This window comes from Parafilimonas terrae, assembly GCF_900115755.1.
GTDB lineage: Bacteria > Bacteroidota > Bacteroidia > Chitinophagales > Chitinophagaceae > Parafilimonas > Parafilimonas terrae.
Window position 1 is genome coordinate 1 of record NZ_FOXQ01000004.1, and the last position, 18,138, is coordinate 18,138.

Here is an 18,138-nt window from a genome sequence, read left to right on the forward strand (position 1 = left end):
ATAATTTTATCGCTGGTGAGCATCGCTATTATTTTTTGGTGTGGTAACTCAAAAATAATTTCTTCTTTGCTCACCCTCTTTTATCTAGCAACTTGAATTAATTAACCAAATGCTTTAGCATTGGGATGAACAAGTTAATTTTTAACTGGCTTTAGCCAAAGCGCATTAGCCAATACTTAGGTTACCTTTTTATAAAACGTTCCCTTTAATCCCAGGCCTGAATGCCTGGGTTATTGCGAACTAACGTTAAAATAATTATCTGAAGTTTATTGCAATAAAAAATCCGGGAAGTATAAACACCCGGATTTTTATTATCGAACAAGCATTAAGCCAAATGCTATTCATCATCACCTGTATCAAAAGCCAGGTCATCTAAATCTTCTTCGGCTTTATTTCTAAAATTGCGGATTTTATCTTTTACGTTACCGGCCAGGTCAGTAGCTGAATCTGCAATGCGCTGACGAATTTCGCTGCCGCTTGCAGGAGCAACCATTAAGCCAACTGCCACACCGGCAACAAAACCAGATAAAGTTGCAATCAATATTTTCTGTGCACTCATAGAACAATTTTTTAATGATGATGTAATACGGGGTTTTGCCCAACAACCTTGCCAAAATAATTATTGCTGCATGAAGCGCTTGTTTATCCTGAGATCACGCAAAATACCCGATTTAGGGTTAAGCGTAATGGTGAAAGATTTATACAGGCCAACGTTTATATCAATCGTCATTTGCCAGCAATGCATATCTCTTGTGAGGAAGAAATTAGAAGCCTGCAGCTTGCGGGTAATGATATCAAAATAAAACCCGCCGCCTAACTGCCATTTAGGGGAAAGGCTTATGGTACCGTTTACATTTACGTTAGTGGAAAGATTATTTTTATAATGTATCAAGTCGGATTGTAACATTCTCGTAAACCCAAGCGAGTAAGATAATTGCAGCGACCATGGTGTATTAAAATCTACAAATTCAGCAGGATTGCTCCGGATATAATCAAGCTGCGCCTGCTGTTCATCGGGCGTGAGGGTTTCATCATAATCATTCAACCGGTCTTCATCCGAGCGGTCATCTTTTTTCGACTTGCTTTTCAGCGATGTTGATAACGATAAATTGCCCTGCTGAAACTGTCCTATCTTTCCTTCTTTCCAAAGCAAATGATAATGATTGGCAGTATCCTGCCTGTATGGATTAATGGTTGCGTTAGCCGTAATATTAATCTTATTAAAAAGATTAGTGCCGGCGCTTATGCTTATGGGGCTTATCGGCCTCTCTTTATTCGCACTGTCGGGAATAAGGTTATACCCGCTGGTAATGCTCAGGTTATCAAGTATGCGCACCTTTTTTACACTGTCGGCAGAAGTGGAATCTGTATTACGCTTTTTCATTTCAAGCAGGTTACTTATACCGAAAGTAATACCACCAAAACGGCCTTCGCTAAAGCCGCCCAATACGTTGCCCTGCAGCTGGGAAATACGCCTTACCTGTCCTGTCGAATCCACAATAACATTCTTATAATATTTGCTGACCATGTTTGGTTTATAACTTATACCAATTGATGGGTCAATCTCATGCCGCAGCTTTGAATTTTTAAAATTATAGGTACCAAAAATGCGGGTGTTCATGCTCATGCCAAAACTCATTTCCCGCGCTGCATAAAAACCCCTTTCGATAGATGTATCAACTTTGCCGCTTTTTTTATTCCAGTCTGAATAATTTATTTTCTGGGCATACCAGTTTTCCTGGTAATTGATTGAAGGCGCCAATACCAATGGGCCAAGTGCCGGCAATGTTAACGTAATAGGAATGCGGTGAGTAACGCCCCATTGCATGGTATCGAGTATCTTTCCAAAATTTATGGCTGAATCATAGAAAGAAACCACATTAAGCAAATTGCCTGAATAACCGATACCCAACTTCTGGTACCATTTAAGTGAACCCACCTGCTCTTTCTTCTGAAACGGATATATGGTGGGCGTGGTAAAACTTACCGTTGGCAGGTTCATATTTATAAGGCGGCTAACGCTGTTCTGCGTTTCGTTTAAAGAAACACTCAGGTTATTGCCAAGCCCCCATGTTTTACTATAAGTTATTGATGAAGCAAGGTTATTATTAAAATTAGCCATGGCATTATTGGTCAGGTTTTTATTGTACTGCGTACTGCCTGCCTGCACACTGGCACTGAAGGTTGTTCCAGGCCTTGCCTTACTGTCAGAAGAATGGTTCCACCTTACCTGGTAAGTATTGCTGGTGTAGAATTCTTCTTTGGATAAACTGTAAAGATCATTGTTCAATCTTTTTGTATGTATAGCGCTGAGCGCAAATGTGCCGCGATATTTATAACGTTTGTAATAATTGGTTGTGGCATCTGCCTGCCATCCGCCATAAGAATAAATATTACCCTGTATCCTCGAATCCCAGTTATCATTAATTACTTTATAATAACCCAGGCCTTCGAGCCCCAATCCAAATACATCGCTTGTGGTAAACTGTGGCGGCAGCAAACCGGAATGGCGGCCGCGCTGTAATGGATAAATGCCAAAAGGTATGGCAATAGGCATAGGCACACCTTCAAATTCGGGAAAGGCCGGGCCTGATACGGCAATTTTATCATTAACTATTTTAATTTTTCTCGCCCGTATATCAAAGTGCGGCGTATCAAGGTTACAGGTTGTAAATCTTCCGCGGTAAGCATATTCCACATCTTTTTCCACTTTCTTAACCCGTTGCGCATTTACAAACATTTCACCGGCTTTATAATAAGTATTTTTAGTAAGCCCTTTTTGCGTTTTGAGATTAAAAAAAACGGTGTCCATTATAGAGGTCTGATCGCCCTGCACAAAAGTGGGCAGGTTAAGCGCTCCCTTTGAAGTATCGGTGCCGCCATACGCTTTTATAAGATTTTTATTCTGATCGTACTCAATGGTATTGGCATCAAGCTTCATATCCGTATATGTTGTATTGGCCTTTCCATACAGTAAAAACTGTTTGGTAGGTATATGCAAAACAGCGCTGTCTTCTGCCGTGTAACTAATGGGCGCATCGAGTGAATCTTTGGAAAATAAAGTAGTGTCAACCACAATCCTGCGAGAAGAATCAGAAAGCGTGTCTGTTTCCACAAAAGAAACAGAATCAGAAATTACAGGCTTTCTTATAACATTTTTTGCAGGAAGCGTATCGGCAGGGGCAGATATGCCGGAGTCTGTGCGTGCCGGTATTGTATCAGCAGGTATTGTTAATAATTGTTGAAATTTATTTATACACCTACTGTTAGCAAGTAATGGGAACGTTATAAAAGTTAATACGCATAAAAAGATTACTGCGGTTTTTATATTTGCGTACAGTTTATATTGGTTCTGCATACAGCCGGAACAAAAATATAGTTTAATAGCATAAAAGATTTGTAAAGAAACCTTTTTAACGTACTAAATCATGCAAAGAAAAATTGCAGCCATTTCTTTTCTTATTGTTATCGTTTTTTGTTGTACTTCTTTCAGGTTTGCTTTGGCCACCAAAACTGCGCCTGCCATTACAGATAATTTACAGCAACAACAGCAAAATAAATTGCGCACTATTGTAATTGATGCCGGCCATGGAGGTAAAGATATTGGAGCGAGAGGAAAATATTCTTATGAGAAAAATGTAGCGCTCGCTATAGCATTAAAATTGCAGGCAACTTTGCAGCAGGCTTTACCTGATGTAAAAATTGTAATGACCCGCACAACAGATATTTTTGACGACCCGCGTGTAAAAGCAAATAAAGCCAATGCAGCTAAAGGCGATTTATTTATATGCATTCACTGCAATTCTGCCAAACCCATTACACACAGTGAAATCACAGGCTACAAAACGCAGACATATTATACAGGCAAAGGGAAAAAACGGAAAAAACATACAAGAAAGGTTGCCGTGCGCCGTTACTGGACCACGCCAAACCCCGCTAAAGGAACTGAAACTTATATATGGGCCGCAGACAGGAATGATAATAAAGAAGTTGCCATGATGGAGAATGAATCTTTATACATGGACAGCTCCCTGGCGCAGCAGCTTGGCGATTTTGACCCGGGCGACCCAACCAGGAAAATGTATTATACACTTAAAACGCAACAATATTTCCAGCGCAGCGCCAATCTTGCCCGCGATGTGGAAAATGAGTTTATTAAAATAGGCCGCACCAGCCGTGAAGCCAGGCAAAGAGGTGTTGGCATTTGGGTATTACAAGCCACAGCCATGCCAAGCATTCTTGTGGAAACAGGTTTTATTTCCAATCCTGAAGATGAAGATTACCTTAACAGCACCAGTGGCCAGCAGGAACTTTGCAATGCTATTACCAATGCAGTAATGAATTATAAAAACAACCTTGAAACAAACAGTTTTCAAAGCTTTTCACAGGATTCGCTGCAATAGTTTTTTATCCTGAAAAACATTTTTGCCACTTAAAAAGTTGTGTATTTGATACGGAAAACTTTATGCACTTTTGCTCGGTAAGTAATATCTTTTAGTTTTGCCTTCATTACATCTTTGGCATGATTGTATATTAAGAATTTAGCCACAGGTGCAAAAGATAAATTCCACACATGAAAATTTCGAATGAAACTAAAATAGGTGCTTTAACTACTATCGCGGTGGCTTTTTTAATTCTCGGTTTTAATTTTTTAAAAGGTAAAAGCGTATTAAAAACAGGCTTTTTTTTATACGCTAAATATTCCGACCTTAAAAAGCTCTCATCATCCAATGCTGTTTATGCAAATGGTTTCCAGATAGGCACTGTTTACAGCACCACATCCGATCCGGCATTAAAAGATTTGATTGTTGAAATAAAGCTTGCACAGGATTATAAGATACCGGCAAACTCTGTTGCAACCATTGAATCAAATCCCTTAGGTTCGCCGGTTTTGAATATTCAGCTTGGCGGAAGCACGCAGTTTCTTAACAGTGGCGATACATTGCAAACCCTTGAAGGCAACGGATTTCTCGGTTCTTTGTCAACCAAGCTCGGCCCGCTGTCTGATCAGCTAACCGCATCACTGGTAACATTAGATTCATTAATGAGGAATTTTAATACCTTGCTTGATACTACCACCAAGGGTAATATCCGCAGCGTAATAACCAATCTCAATAATGCTACCGGCCATATTTCAGAATCTACCATAGCGCTGCAAAAACTATTAAATGTACAAACCGGGGCACTGGCACAATCGCTTGCAAACATTAACGAGTTTACTGCGAACCTTGCAAAGAATAATCAAAAGATAGACAGCACGCTTTTTTACCTGCAGGCAACCACAAGAAATTTATCACAGGCTGATGTTGATGGTTTGGTAAATGGCTTTAAGCAAAGCGCAGATTCTTTATCGTCCATTATCAACCGCGTTAATTCAACGGATGGTTCCATCGGCGCTTTAATAAACGACAAGGCATTATACAATAATCTTAACAACATTACGCGCAGTTTAAATGTTTTACTTGATGATCTTCGTGTGCACCCGAAGCGTTATGTAAATATTTCCATTTTTGGCAAAAAAGATAAAGGCGATTATCTTACAGAACCGCTTCCGGTAAAAGATTCATCTGCGGTAAAACCATGATACAATATAAAGCGATAGTTTTTTTTCTCAGCGCAGCTTTTCTTTTTATATGCTCATCGCTTTTTGCACAACAGCCTGCAGACACCGCATCAAAAAGGAAGATCATCATTCTCAATGCAGACAGGCTTAATTATCAGAAAATAGATTCAGCTGAATTTCAATCTGCAGCCGGCAATGTTAAAATAAAACAGGATTCTACTTTATTCTATACAGATAGCGTTGTATTGAATAAAACTAAAAATATGCTGGAGGCATTTGGCCATGTGCATATAAATGATAACGACAGCATACATACTTATTCTGATTACCTGCGCTACCTCGGCAATGAAAAAAAAGCTTACCTCAAAGGCAACGTAAAATTAACCGATGGCAAAGGAACACTTACCACGCCCGATCTTGATTACGACCTGAACACACATATAGGCATTTATACAAAGAATGGAAAAGTAACCAGCGAAAAAACAGTGCTTACCAGTAAAGAAGGTTTTTATTATGGCGAAACCAAAGATGTTTATTTTAAGAAAGACGTAGTGCTGGTAAACCCTGATTATAATATTACAACCGACACATTACTGTTTAATACTTACACGAATGTTGCCACTTTTACCGTTCCCACCATTATAAAAAGCGGTGATAATAAAAAGATATTTACCAGCGATGGTTATTATGATTTAAAAAATAAAAATTCTTATTTCGGCAAACGGCCTCACATAGAAGACAGCACAACAATGCTTGATGCAGATATAGTTGCTTCCAACGATTCTACCAAAGAAAGTGAAGCCAGTGGCAATGTTATTTATAAAGATACCGCGCAGGGCGTAACCGTATTTGCCAATAATCTTAAAAGCAAAGGAGAAGAATCCTCTGTATTAGCCACACAAAAACCGGTAATGGTTATAAAGCAGGAGAAAGATTCTATTTACCTCGCTGCAGATACTTTATTCTCGGGCAAGCTATCTACCATTAAAAAATACAGGAAAATTCCTGTGATACTCGATTCGCTTCCCTCAACAGATTCTGTTTCTATTGCGTTCAGCGATTCGGCAAGGGCTAAACAGGATAGTGCAAAAGACCGTTTTGTGGAAGCTTATTACAACGTAAAAATATTTTCCGATTCACTGCAGGCTGTGGGCGACAGTTTATTTTATTCATCGGAAGATTCTGCATTCAGGCTGTTTAAAAACCCGGTTGTATGGAGCCGTGAAAGCCAGATAACCGGCGATACCATTTATTTATTTACGCTTAATAAAAAACCAAAACGCATGTACGTTTTTGAAAATGCCTTAAGCGTGGAAAAGGTTGGCCCTGAATATTACAACCAGGTAAAAGGCCGTACCATAAATGGTTACTTTACCAATGGAGAAATAGATTCTATACGGGCCAAAGGCAATTCGGAAAGTATTTATTATGCACAGGACGACAGCAGTAAATTTATTGGTGTGAACAGGGCAACGTCTGATGTAATTGATATGTATTTTGTAACACGTGAAGCTAATAAAATTGTTTTGAGAAGCAACGTGGTTGGCACCTCTACACCTATGCGCCAGATGAACCCTTTTGAAATGCGGCTGCGCAATTTTCAGTGGCTTGATGACCGCCGGCCCAAAACGAAATATGATTTATTTGGCAACTGATGTTATACAAGTTGTGAGTTGTAAGTGAGTATTGCTTACTCATTACTGATCACTCGTCACTTATTCCTTCATTAAAGAACCGGCGTTATTAACGTTTAGCATGAAAATTAATTACATCACTTAAGATTTTGAATTGCCTGCTAAAAAATCGTTCAATTATATCATTTATGACGGGCCTGTTCACCGGAATTTATTTTCAATCCCTATCTTTATTCCTGCAAACAATAAAGAATGGTATCAAAAATTTCAGAAGGCGTTGAAATAAGTGTTGAGAGCTTTTACCAGTCAGACTACAGCAATCCGACCAATGGTGAGTTCATGTTTGCTTACAGGATTACAATAGAAAACCAAAATAGCTTCAGCATAAAACTTTTACGCCGCAGTTGGAAAATCTTCGACAGCAGTGGTGAATATCGTGATGTGGATGGCGAAGGTGTTGTGGGCATGCAGCCTGTATTGCAGCCGGGCAAGCAGTTTCAATACGTAAGTGGCTGCAACCTGCGCAGTGAGCTTGGCCGCATGATGGGCACGTATGAAATGGAAAACCTCAACAGTAAAAAAATATTTAAAGTAAATATTCCACCGTTTGATTTAATTGCTCCGTTAAAAATGAACTGAGCATCGGTTAACAGTTAACCGGTTACCTCGGCTTATACTTCGTCTCATCATATATCTTTTTCTCCGGTGTATTAATTAATTGCTGCAAGGTAATTTCCGGGTTTTTATCCATCCATTTCTTTACAACCTGCCAGCCTATAAACTGCCCTATAAATCCCGGCGAAGCCTGGCCTAAAACTTCTGTGTAAGGGCCGTCCTGCATATAATCCCTTACCTGCAAAGGATCTGTTATAAACAGTAAATTATTCTGAACAAAATAATTCCATATACCAGCTTCATTATCATAACAGCCATCCAATTGTTTTTGCGTATAACCTGTTTTCAAGCTGTCTGCAAGCTGCGGTAAAAAATGATCAAGAAGGTACAACCTTTTTCCTGCATCAATCATCTGATATATTAACGGATCACTGCCGTTTTTTTCAGGATAAATATCACTTACAATATTCTTCATACAATTAACGGCAATGTATGCAGGCTTAAACCTGCGCTGCTGGTAATCCGGGTAAACATTGGTTATAAATTCTGAATGATAAACAGGAAAATCGTCACCAAGATATAATTGCAAACCCACAGCAAGCCCGCTTGTAGTAAGCACATTAGCATAACCTTCAACAGGGCCTATAAAAGTTATAACGTTTGCCGGTATTTTATATTCAGGAAAATAATACTTCACATATTGAAGGCCTCTTTTTATCTCTTTAAACTTATCGCTAAAATCATCAAAATATTTCTGCGCTGTATCATAAACAAAATGATAGTCGTGCAGGAACATTTTAATTTTTTTTGCAACACTGTCGGGCTGCGGCGGCAATACCATTATGTTATATAAATAATCATTCAGAAAAGCGCCATATTTTTTTTGAAGCACATTCAAAGAATTTTCAACATTATCCGTGTGAATTGAAAACAAGTCTTTATCAAAACGAAATAACTGCACGTCCACTTTAATATCGGAAACGTCGGGCGCTGGTTTCTTTTGCTTACAGGCAAATAACAGCAAACAAAAAAATGCGGCGGCAAAAAATTTCATATTGCAAATAAATTACTTGCTGCGCAAGCAGGTTGTTAATATTTATTTTAAACGAACTTTACAGTATGAAAATTACAATAGCCCAGCAAAACTATCATATCGGCAATTTTGAAAGTAATACGGCAAAAATTATCGAAGCTATTAAAGAAGCAAAGCAACAGGGCGCTGATCTCATTTTATTCAGCGAACTATGCGTTTGCGGTTACCCGCCAAGGGATTTTCTGGAGTTTAGCGATTTCATTAATAAATGTTATAACGCAGTTGATATAATTAAAGAGCATGCGGATACAATCGGCGTAGTTATTGGTTCACCGGCACGCAACCCAAAATTTGAAGGCAAGGATCTTTTTAATGCTGCTTTCTTCTTATATGAAAAAGAAATTAAGGCTGAGGTACACAAAACTTTGCTGCCCACTTATGACGTGTTTGATGAGTACCGCTATTTTGAACCGGCGTTCGATTGGAACGTTGTAGAGTTTAAAGGCAAAAAACTGGCAATAACTATTTGTGAAGATATCTGGAACCTTGGTGACAATCCATTGTATCGTATATGCCCGATGGATGCATTAATAAAACAAGCGCCTGATTTAATGCTTAACCTCAGCGCATCACCTTTTGACTATACACATAATGAAGACCGCAAAGCAGTTATAAAATCAAATGTGCTGAAGTATAAGCTGCCCATGTTTTATTGCAACACGGTTGGCAGCCAGACGGAGATTGTATTTGATGGCACTTCACTTTCATTTGACAAGCATGGAAACCTTTGCAAAATGTTGCCCATGTTTAAAGAAGCACTTGAAACTATTGTGTTGAATGATGATGGCACTATTGATGCACCTGTTATTGAACGCGCAGAATATTTGCCCGATACAGAATTTGCTGCAAAAGAATTTCAGCCTGCATTAAATCTTGAAATGATTCATGAAGCGTTGTTATTAGGCATTCGCGATTATTTTAAAAAGATGGGTTTTACTAAAGCTATTCTCGGTTCTTCCGGCGGCATTGACAGCGCTTTGGTTTTAACGCTTGCCTGCGAAGCATTGGGCCCTGAAAATGTAAGGGCCATTTTAATGCCTTCGCCTTATTCCACAGAACATTCTGTAAACGATGCGGAAGCATTAAGTAAAAATCTAAATAACCCGTATGATATCATCCGCATTAATTCAATCTATGAATCGTTTTTAGAAACATTGCAGCCTTTATTTAAAGACCTTCCATTTTCTGTTGCCGAAGAAAATATTCAAAGCCGCATAAGAGGTAATTTGCTGATGGCGATAGCCAATAAATTTGGTTATATCTTATTAAACACATCCAACAAAAGCGAGCTTTCAACCGGTTATGGCACTTTATATGGAGACATGGCCGGTGGCCTGAGTGTATTAGGCGATTGTTATAAATCGCAGGTGTATGCGCTGGCAAAATATATCAATCGCGATAAAGAAATTATTCCGGCTAATATTTTAATTAAAGCGCCAAGCGCTGAGTTAAGGCCTAATCAAAAAGATTCAGACAGCTTGCCGGATTATGCTGTGCTTGACTCCATTTTATATCAATATATAGAACGCCGGCTTGGCCCTAACGAAATAAAAGCCTTGGGGTTTGACAGTGCAACTGTTGATCGCACATTAAAACTTGTAAATACCAATGAGTACAAACGTAACCAGTTTTGTCCTATCATACGCGTATCAGAAAAAGCCTATGGCGTTGGCAGGCGCGTACCAATTGTAGGCAGGTATCTTTCATAAAGATGACAGATGACAGTTCACAGATGACCGATGACAATTGACAGCAAACACTCACCGTTCACTCACTCACTTATTAAGTTTGATATATGATTGATGAATTAAGAAGGCTCGAAGAAAATGTAAGTAAACCGGTTCCACTTGTAAAATGGGGATCATATTTAAGTGAAAGGCAATGGGCGACAGTGCGGGAAGATTACAGTCCCGATGGCGATGCATGGCATTATTTTCCTTTCGATCATGCGCATTGCAGAACGTACCGCTGGGGCGAAGACGGGCTTGCTGGCATTTCTGATTACTATCAAAACCTTTGCTTTTATATAGCCTTGTGGAATGGCAAAGATCCAATACTGAAAGAACGGCTTTTTGGTTTGGCAAACTATGAAGGCAATCATGGTGAAGATGTAAAAGAGTTGTATTATTATCTTGATAATTTGCCCACGCATACTTACATGGAGTATTTGTATAAATACCCGCAGCAATTATTTCCCTATGAACAATTAAGAACGGAAAACCGCAGCAAATCAAAACTCGATCCTGAATATGAAATTCTTGATACAGGCATATTTGATAACAATGAATACTTCGATGTTTTAATAACGTATGCAAAAGAAGATGATGAAGATATTTTTATTAAGATCGATATAACTAACCGCTTTACCGCGGCGGCGCCCATAACCGTTTTACCCACTCTATTTTTTTATAACCGCTGGCAGCATTCACCCGATTCGGACGTGCCTTCTATTACTTTATTAAACAGGAACGCAGTCATCACCGATCACTACAGGCTTAAAACAAATTACCTGTATTTTTTGAACGCCGATGACAGGTGGTTTACAGACAATGAAACCAATACAGAAATTATAACAGGCACGCCTAATAAATCAATATTTACAAAAGATGCATTTCATAATGCAGTTATTAAAAAGAAAAATATTACTGATTTAAGAAAAAGAAAAACGGGAACAAAATTCGCCGCCGTATATAATTTAAATATTGAGGCAGGCGCAACAAAAACCATTTACTGCAGGTTCAGCAATGAGCTTTTAAAGAAGCCTTTTTATAAAGGCTTTGAAAATATTTTTAATAAGCGCAAAAAAGAAGCAGATGAGTTTTATGATTTCGTTCTGCCCAAAAAAATAAATGATGACCTGCGAAATATTCAGCGGCAGGCTTTGGCAGGCATGTTCTGGACAAAACAATATTATCATTTTGATGTTGAGCGATGGCTTACCACCGGCGATGGCATTACGCCGCCCAGCGCATCTAAAGCCAATGGCCGCAACAGCGACTGGAAGCATTTAAAAAACCAGGACATTATCAGCATGCCCGACAAATGGGAATATCCCTGGTATGCCGCGTGGGACCTCGCTTTCCAAACCATTTCGCTGGCGGTTGCAGATGCCAATTTTGCCAAGCACCAGTTGCTGCTTATCATGCGTGAATGGTATATGAAACCCGATGGACAGCTACCTGCTTATGAGTGGAATTTCAGCGACGTAAACCCGCCGGTGCAGGCCTGGGCTGCATTGCAGGTTTATTATATTGAAGAGAAGCAAACAGGTAAAAAAGATGTTCAGTTTTTGAAGAAAATTTTTCAAAAGCTGCTTATCAATTTCACATGGTGGATAAACCGAAAAGATGTAAAAGGCAATAACATTTTTGAAGGCGGGTTCCTCGGGCTTGATAATATAGGCGTATTTAACCGCAGCTTTAACCAGCAGGGAAATATACAATTGGAACAGGCTGACGGCACAAGCTGGATGGGCATGTATGCATTGAACATGATGGATATTGCCATTGAGATTGCCTTGCATGACAGTGCTTTTGAAGACACAGCAACCAAGTTTTTCGAGCATTTTGTGTTTATAGCAGAAGCTTTGAATGAACATAACCTGTGGAATGCGGAAGACAGTTTTTTTTATGATGTATTAAATGTTGCAGGCGCTGATCCAATGCCTTTACGCATCCGTTCAATTGTAGGTTTGTCGCCGCTTTTCGCTGTGTCAAATATTTATGCATGGGAATTAAACAAGTTGCGGGATTTTAAAAAACGCATCACCTGGTTTGAACATTACCGCATAGTAAATAACAAGTTCTGGCCAAATGAAGAACGCAGCGGCGATTCAGAAATATTGCTTTCACTTATACGCAAGGAAAGGCTTGTAAAACTGCTGAATTATTTATTAGATGAGAACGAATTTCTATCGCCCGGCGGCATAAGGGCATTATCAAAATATCATTTGGAGCATCCTTATTCCACAACGGTTGATGGCATTGTTTACAGCATTCAGTATGATGCAGGCGACAGCACTTCCAATATGTTTGGCGGCAACAGCAACTGGCGCGGCCCTGTTTGGATGCCTGTTAATTTTCTTATCATTCAATCTATTCGCAAGTATGGTAAATTTTATGGTGACAGCTTGACTGTTGAATGCCCGGTTGGTTCCGGCAACCAGATGAACCTTGAGCAGGTGGCCGATGAACTTACACGCCGTGTAATAAGTTTATTTGAGAAAGATGCGGAAGGCAACCGTAAATTATATGAGCAATATAACTGGTTTTATAAAAGGCCGGAAAACCAGCACCTTATTTTATTCCATGAATATTTTCATGGTGATAATGGCAAAGGCCTCGGTGCTTCGCACCAAACCGGATGGACAGCATTGGTGGCTGAGTTAATTAGCGAGTATGGAGGTAAGTTGTAATTGCTACATACAGCGGCTATACAGAAAATCTTGCCAGATGCCCGGATTTATAAAAACAGTTGCATTTATCAGCGCAGCCAGCTTTCAGGATTAAGATAACCGCCGCTGCTGTTTTCTACCATAAAAACAATTTCACCATCACCTTCGGAGCCGGGGCCCGCAGTGCCAAGCACAGTGCCTGCATGCACTTCTGTTCCTGATTTCACTTTAATATTATTAAGGTTGCTATATGCCGTAAAATATTTACCATGCCTTATTACAACAGCCTGCCCGCTACCCATATCAAATACGCCTGATACGGTGCCATCGGCAACAGACTTAACAGTTACACCAAGAGGAACTGAAATATTTATACCGGAATTATTGCCTGTTATTTTAGTGCCGGGAATGGTATAAGATCCAAATGGAATGCTTATGATACCCGAACTAACAGGCCAGGGCAAGCTTCCCCTTCTCGTTTCAAAATTGATAGAAGTTATTTTATCTTCTTCTGTTGATTCCAGCACATTATAAACACGGGTGCTTTTAGGTGCAGCACTATTGCCAGCAACGCTTGCCGCATTCGATGACGGCGACTCTGGAGGGGGTGTTTTAGCATTATCTGCAGGAGAAGAAGAAGGATTATTGGAGGCCGCATTATTTTTTGCGGCAGCCGCAGCAGCAGCTTCTCTTTTTCTTTGTTCTTCCAATGCCTTTAAACGCGCTGCTTCTTTACGTTTGGCTTCAGCAATTTCACGGTTAATGATTGCCTGCAAAGCGCCTTTCAATTTTTGCTGGTCGCGCTGGTTTTGTTTTATTTGTTTGGCAACATCGCTTTCCCTGCCCTTTAAATTATTTAAAACATCATCCTGTTCTTTTCTATCTTCTTTTAAAACAGTTAGCTGTTTGCCCTGTTCAACCAGGGTAGATTTTTTTTCTGCCTTGTTTGATGTAAGTGTTTGAATTTTTTGTTCAATAACCCTTTGCGTTTTTTGAATAGTGCTTACCTGCGTTTCACGGTAATCGCGGTAACTTCTGAGATAAGCTATGCGTTTAACAGCATCATTAAAACTCGTTGCAGAAAAAATAAAATTGAGATAGTCGTAATTGCTGCGGTTTTTGTAAGCAAATACCAGGCTCTTGGCGTAATTTTCTTTAAGCGAATCAAGCTCCCGTTTCATCCTGTTTATATCAAGCTGGCTTGTATAAATGGTATTATCAAGTCTTCTCAAATCTTTATTAATATTATTAATAAGCGCATTGCGCGTTCTTATTTTTTTCTGCACCAGCGCCAGTTGGCTCAGCGATTTTTTCTTGCTTGATTTTATTTGATTAAGGGTGCTGTTTAATTCAGCTATTTCACGTTGCAGTTGCTGCTGCCTTTTCTGTATGTCTTCTTTACTTTCATCCTGCGCAGCCGCTGCCATTGCTATGCTTAAGCACATAAAAGCTGCAAACAGTTTTTTTATCATGAATAATTGCGTTTGAGATGATTGCTGCTAAATTAACGATACGAAATGCTTATTCGTATTTAACACGGTAATTTTTTGAAATTGTAAACACAAAACTCAGCGGCTGGTTGAAATTATAATCCTTAAAATTCAGAGTTAGGCTCGCCGGGGATTTACCGCTAACGGCAATATCCCTGCTTGCAGAAAAGTTGAAATTATTTACAACATGATAATCGTTATAAAAAATATTAGCGCCGGTTACGTCGCTGTTGCCGATGGTTTGATAATTACTTTGCCCGAGCAAAAAGCCGTTCTTTGTAAATGAATAAACAGAACGCAATACTTCGTCAGTACTGGAAACAGTAACAGAATCTTTTTTAACCTGGTAATTATTGTTGCCATCCAATATAGCCTTACCCAAAATAATATTCTGAAAATCGCTGAAACCAAGCGGCAGTTTGGTTATTGCCTGAAGATGTTCAATGCTGCTCAATTGAACTGTATTCTCCAGCTTGTTGATTATTTTAATGCTGTCGGGTGTTACCAAAACCCTGGCGCCTTCTATATTCAAAGGGCCTGTTATAGATATCCAGATAATGCTATCCTTCAGCATTTTTATATACACCGTTACATTGCCTGCAGCCTGCGGCGAGCTAAAGCTGGCCTTTGCACGGCCATAAAATGTATTAAAATTTAATGGAGTATTGGCAGCATCCATTAACTGTTGTTTTAAGATGGCTGCTGAATCTGCGTGCGGCAGCTTTATGGCGGGCGATGAACTTACTGCAGAATCCTTCACCACATGCTGCGCCTTTTTTGCAGTGCGGCAACCCGATGCGGCCATTAATCCAAAAACAATAATTATAAAAAATATCCGCTGCATATTATTTCCCGGTATGCCCAAAACCGCCTTCGCCGCGTTTGGATTCATTTAAAACTGTTACTTCTTCCCATGCTGCTTTTACAACAGGCTGAATAACCATTTGTGCAATTCTTTCGCCATGCTGAATTGCAAAAGGCTCTGTGGAAAGATTTATCAAAATTATTTTCAATTCGCCGCGGTAATCACTGTCAATAGTACCGGGCGTATTCAAACAGGTAATGCCATGTTTTATAGCCAGCCCGCTGCGCGGTCTTACCTGCGCTTCATAACCTAAAGGCAATTCAATAAACAAGCCAGTTGGAATTAATGCCCGCTGCATTGGGGCTAAATTAACAGGCTCCTGAAGATTGGCCCTTAAATCCATGCCCGATGAGCCAATAGTTTCGTAAGCGGGCAATGCGTTTGTAGAATTGTTAATGATTTTAATGGTAATAGTTTGCATGAATTATTTTTTAAACACTCAATATTTCAATACGCAATAGTCAATGTTCAATTTAAACGCTCTCAAAAATGATTATTGAATATTGAACATTGGTTATTGATTATTCTTTTAAACACTCAATATTTCAATATGCAATATTCAATGTTCAATTGTAAACGCTCTCAAAAATGATTATTGATTATTGAATATTGAGCATTGGTTATTGATTATTCATTTTTAACACTCAATATTTCAATATGCAATATTTAATGTTCAATTGTAAACGCTCTCAAAATGAGTATTGAATATTGGACATTGACTATTGATTATTTTTTTTAAACACTCAATATTTCAATACACAATATTCAATGTTCAATTATAAACGCTCTCAAAATGATTATTGAATATTGAACATTGACTATTGATTATTTTTTTTAAACACTCAATATTTCAATACGCAATATTCAATGTTCAATTGTAAACGCCCTTAAAAATGATTATTGAATATTGAGCATTGGTTATTGATTATTTTCTTTTACTATTCATTCTTGCGGTTTCTATGCTTTTAGCAATTATTGCAACCAGTTCCTCATTTTCTTTCTGTAGCGGTTCAAGTTTACTTACCGGCTTAATCATTTCTTTTGCAAAAATGAGCTTTAAACATGCCCTTGTTTCTTTAAGCTCTTTTAAAAGAATTTTCATTTTATGTATAAAATCCTCTCTTGATTCTGCTGCCTGGGCTTCCCCGTACATCAGCGATGGGGCAAGCCCGCAGCGAATGAGCTGACCTGCAATATAATTACCCGCCCTCGTATTTGGCAAGGTTTCAACTACATCAATAATCCGGGATGAAAAATCAATCAGGCGATCTTCAAGATCAAATTTTCTTTCATTGTTCATTTTGGTATTTATTTAAGAGTTAGAAACTGATAAATAAAACTACCAAAATGATTGTTTATTTTAAATACTCAATATTTCAATGTGCAATAATCCCCGCCTGACGGACGGGCAGGAATATTCAATTTAAACACTCAATATTTCAATACACAATATTCAATGTTCAATTTAAACGCTCTCAAAAATGATTACTGAATATTGAACATTGGTTATTGATTATTTTCTTTTAAACACTCAATATTTCAATATGCAATAATCCCCGCCTGACGGACGGGCAGGAATGTTCAATTGTAAACGCTCTTAAAAATGATTATTGAATATTGAGCATTGGTTATTGATTATTTTCTTTTAAACGCTCAATATTTCAATACACAATATTCAATGTTCAATTGTAAACGCTCTCAAAAATGATTATTGAATATTGAGCATTGGTTATTGATTATTTTCTTTTAAGCACTCAATATTTCAATACGCAATAATCAATAATCAATATTCAATTGTAAACGCTCTTAAAAATGAGTATTGAATATTGAGCATTGACTATTGATTATTTTCTTCCAACTTTTCCAACAGCACAGAAGCATACGCCACCACGCCTTCTTCCCTTCCCACAAAACCTAATTTTTCTGTTGTGGTGGCTTTAATGGAAACATCTTTCTCTGTCAAACCTAAAATATCCGCAATCGTTTTTTGCATTTGCTGAACGTAAGGTTTTATTTTAGGCGCCTGCAGGCACAGGCTGCTGTCAATATTAATTATCCTGTAGTTTTCTTTTTGTATAATCTGATTTGTTCTCGCCAGCAAAACCTTGCTGTCAATGCCTTTAAACTCGTTGGAAGTATCAGGGAAATGTTCGCCTATATCGCCCAGGCATGCTGCGCCAAGCATGGCATCGCAGATGGCGTGCAATAAAACATCTGCATCGCTGTAGCCCACAGCGCCTTTTGTATGCGGCACTTTTATACCGCCCAGCCAAAAATCCCTTCCTTCTTCAAGCCTGTGAAAATCTATACCGGAGCCTATTCTTATATTCATATTATTTACAACTATATTTTGCCACTAAGACGCCAGGGCACAAAAATTAAATACGCACTTTGTGACTTAGAGACTTAGTGGCGTCTCTAAAAAGCCTCATGAAAAAAGCGAAGGTAACTGCCTCCGCTTTAAACTTTATTTAAATTGTGTTGA

General features: G+C 38.7%; 14 protein-coding genes. 6 read left to right on the forward strand and 8 right to left on the reverse strand.

Translation table 11 applies throughout. The features are described 5' to 3' along the window. Positions 1-337: 337 nt before the first annotated feature. Positions 338-559, reverse strand: coding sequence for a YtxH domain-containing protein (locus tag BM015_RS07955; RefSeq protein WP_090657109.1), 222 nt, complete (start codon positions 557-559; stop codon positions 338-340). Positions 560-619: 60 nt separating this feature from the next. Continuing rightward, complete coding sequence (locus tag BM015_RS07960; protein ID WP_090657112.1) at positions 620-3,358, reverse strand: putative LPS assembly protein LptD; 2,739 nt, start codon at positions 3,356-3,358, stop codon at positions 620-622. Between the two features lie 70 nt (positions 3,359-3,428). Here BM015_RS07960 and BM015_RS07965 point away from each other — a divergent pair, with 70 nt between their 5' ends. The 4 genes from BM015_RS07965 (at position 3,429) to apaG (ending at position 7,836) form a co-directional block, all read left to right on the forward strand. After that, positions 3,429-4,403, forward strand: a complete 975-nt coding sequence (locus tag BM015_RS07965; protein WP_090657113.1) for an N-acetylmuramoyl-L-alanine amidase family protein — start codon at positions 3,429-3,431, stop codon at positions 4,401-4,403. Positions 4,404-4,573: 170 nt separating this feature from the next. Next, the gene (locus BM015_RS07970) at positions 4,574-5,584 is read left to right on the forward strand and encodes an MlaD family protein (protein WP_090657115.1); all 1,011 of its coding nucleotides are present in this window, start codon (positions 4,574-4,576) and stop codon (positions 5,582-5,584) included. Then, positions 5,581-7,218 carry an OstA-like protein gene (locus BM015_RS07975; protein WP_090657117.1) on the forward strand — a complete coding sequence of 546 codons (1,638 nt, stop codon included), beginning with the start codon at positions 5,581-5,583 and terminating at the stop codon, positions 7,216-7,218. The genes BM015_RS07970 and BM015_RS07975 overlap by 4 nt, the downstream gene beginning before the upstream one ends. Positions 7,219-7,449: 231 nt before the next feature. Continuing rightward, the gene (apaG, locus tag BM015_RS07980) at positions 7,450-7,836 is read left to right on the forward strand and encodes a Co2+/Mg2+ efflux protein ApaG (RefSeq protein WP_090657118.1); all 387 of its coding nucleotides are present in this window, start codon (positions 7,450-7,452) and stop codon (positions 7,834-7,836) included. Between the two features lie 22 nt (positions 7,837-7,858). On the opposite strand, the gene gldB is transcribed toward apaG, so the two are convergent. Continuing rightward, positions 7,859-8,866 carry a gliding motility lipoprotein GldB gene (gene gldB, locus BM015_RS07985; RefSeq protein WP_245751293.1) on the reverse strand — a complete coding sequence of 336 codons (1,008 nt, stop codon included), beginning with the start codon at positions 8,864-8,866 and terminating at the stop codon, positions 7,859-7,861. 65 nt (positions 8,867-8,931) lie between these two features. Here gldB and BM015_RS07990 point away from each other — a divergent pair, with 65 nt between their 5' ends. Continuing rightward, positions 8,932-10,614 carry an NAD+ synthase gene (locus BM015_RS07990; protein WP_090657120.1) on the forward strand — a complete coding sequence of 561 codons (1,683 nt, stop codon included), beginning with the start codon at positions 8,932-8,934 and terminating at the stop codon, positions 10,612-10,614. Positions 10,615-10,700: 86 nt separating this feature from the next. Then, positions 10,701-13,319, forward strand: a complete 2,619-nt coding sequence (locus BM015_RS07995) for an MGH1-like glycoside hydrolase domain-containing protein (RefSeq protein ID WP_090657122.1) — start codon at positions 10,701-10,703, stop codon at positions 13,317-13,319. Between the two features lie 68 nt (positions 13,320-13,387). Here BM015_RS07995 and BM015_RS08000 read toward each other — a convergent pair whose 3' ends face one another. The 5 genes from BM015_RS08000 to ispF all read right to left on the reverse strand — a co-directional run bounded on the left by BM015_RS08000 (position 13,388) and on the right by ispF (position 17,985). Next, the gene (locus BM015_RS08000) at positions 13,388-14,770 is read right to left on the reverse strand and encodes a murein hydrolase activator EnvC family protein (protein WP_090657125.1); all 1,383 of its coding nucleotides are present in this window, start codon (positions 14,768-14,770) and stop codon (positions 13,388-13,390) included. 49 nt (positions 14,771-14,819) lie between these two features. Beyond that, positions 14,820-15,680 carry a lipoprotein insertase outer membrane protein LolB1 gene (locus tag BM015_RS08005; RefSeq protein WP_090657127.1) on the reverse strand — a complete coding sequence of 287 codons (861 nt, stop codon included), beginning with the start codon at positions 15,678-15,680 and terminating at the stop codon, positions 14,820-14,822. Beyond that, the gene (gene dut / locus BM015_RS08010; RefSeq protein ID WP_090657129.1) at positions 15,634-16,074 is read right to left on the reverse strand and encodes a dUTP diphosphatase; all 441 of its coding nucleotides are present in this window, start codon (positions 16,072-16,074) and stop codon (positions 15,634-15,636) included. Before dut ends, BM015_RS08005 begins: the two co-directional genes overlap by 47 nt. 504 nt (positions 16,075-16,578) lie before the next feature. Then, positions 16,579-16,953: a four helix bundle protein gene (locus tag BM015_RS08015; RefSeq protein ID WP_090657132.1), complete on the reverse strand. Its 375-nt coding sequence runs from the start codon at positions 16,951-16,953 to the stop codon at positions 16,579-16,581. 537 nt (positions 16,954-17,490) lie between these two features. Continuing rightward, entirely contained in the window at positions 17,491-17,985 is a 495-nt protein-coding gene (gene ispF / locus BM015_RS08020; RefSeq protein WP_090657134.1) for a 2-C-methyl-D-erythritol 2,4-cyclodiphosphate synthase, read from the reverse strand. Positions 17,986-18,138: the final 153 nt, after the last annotated feature.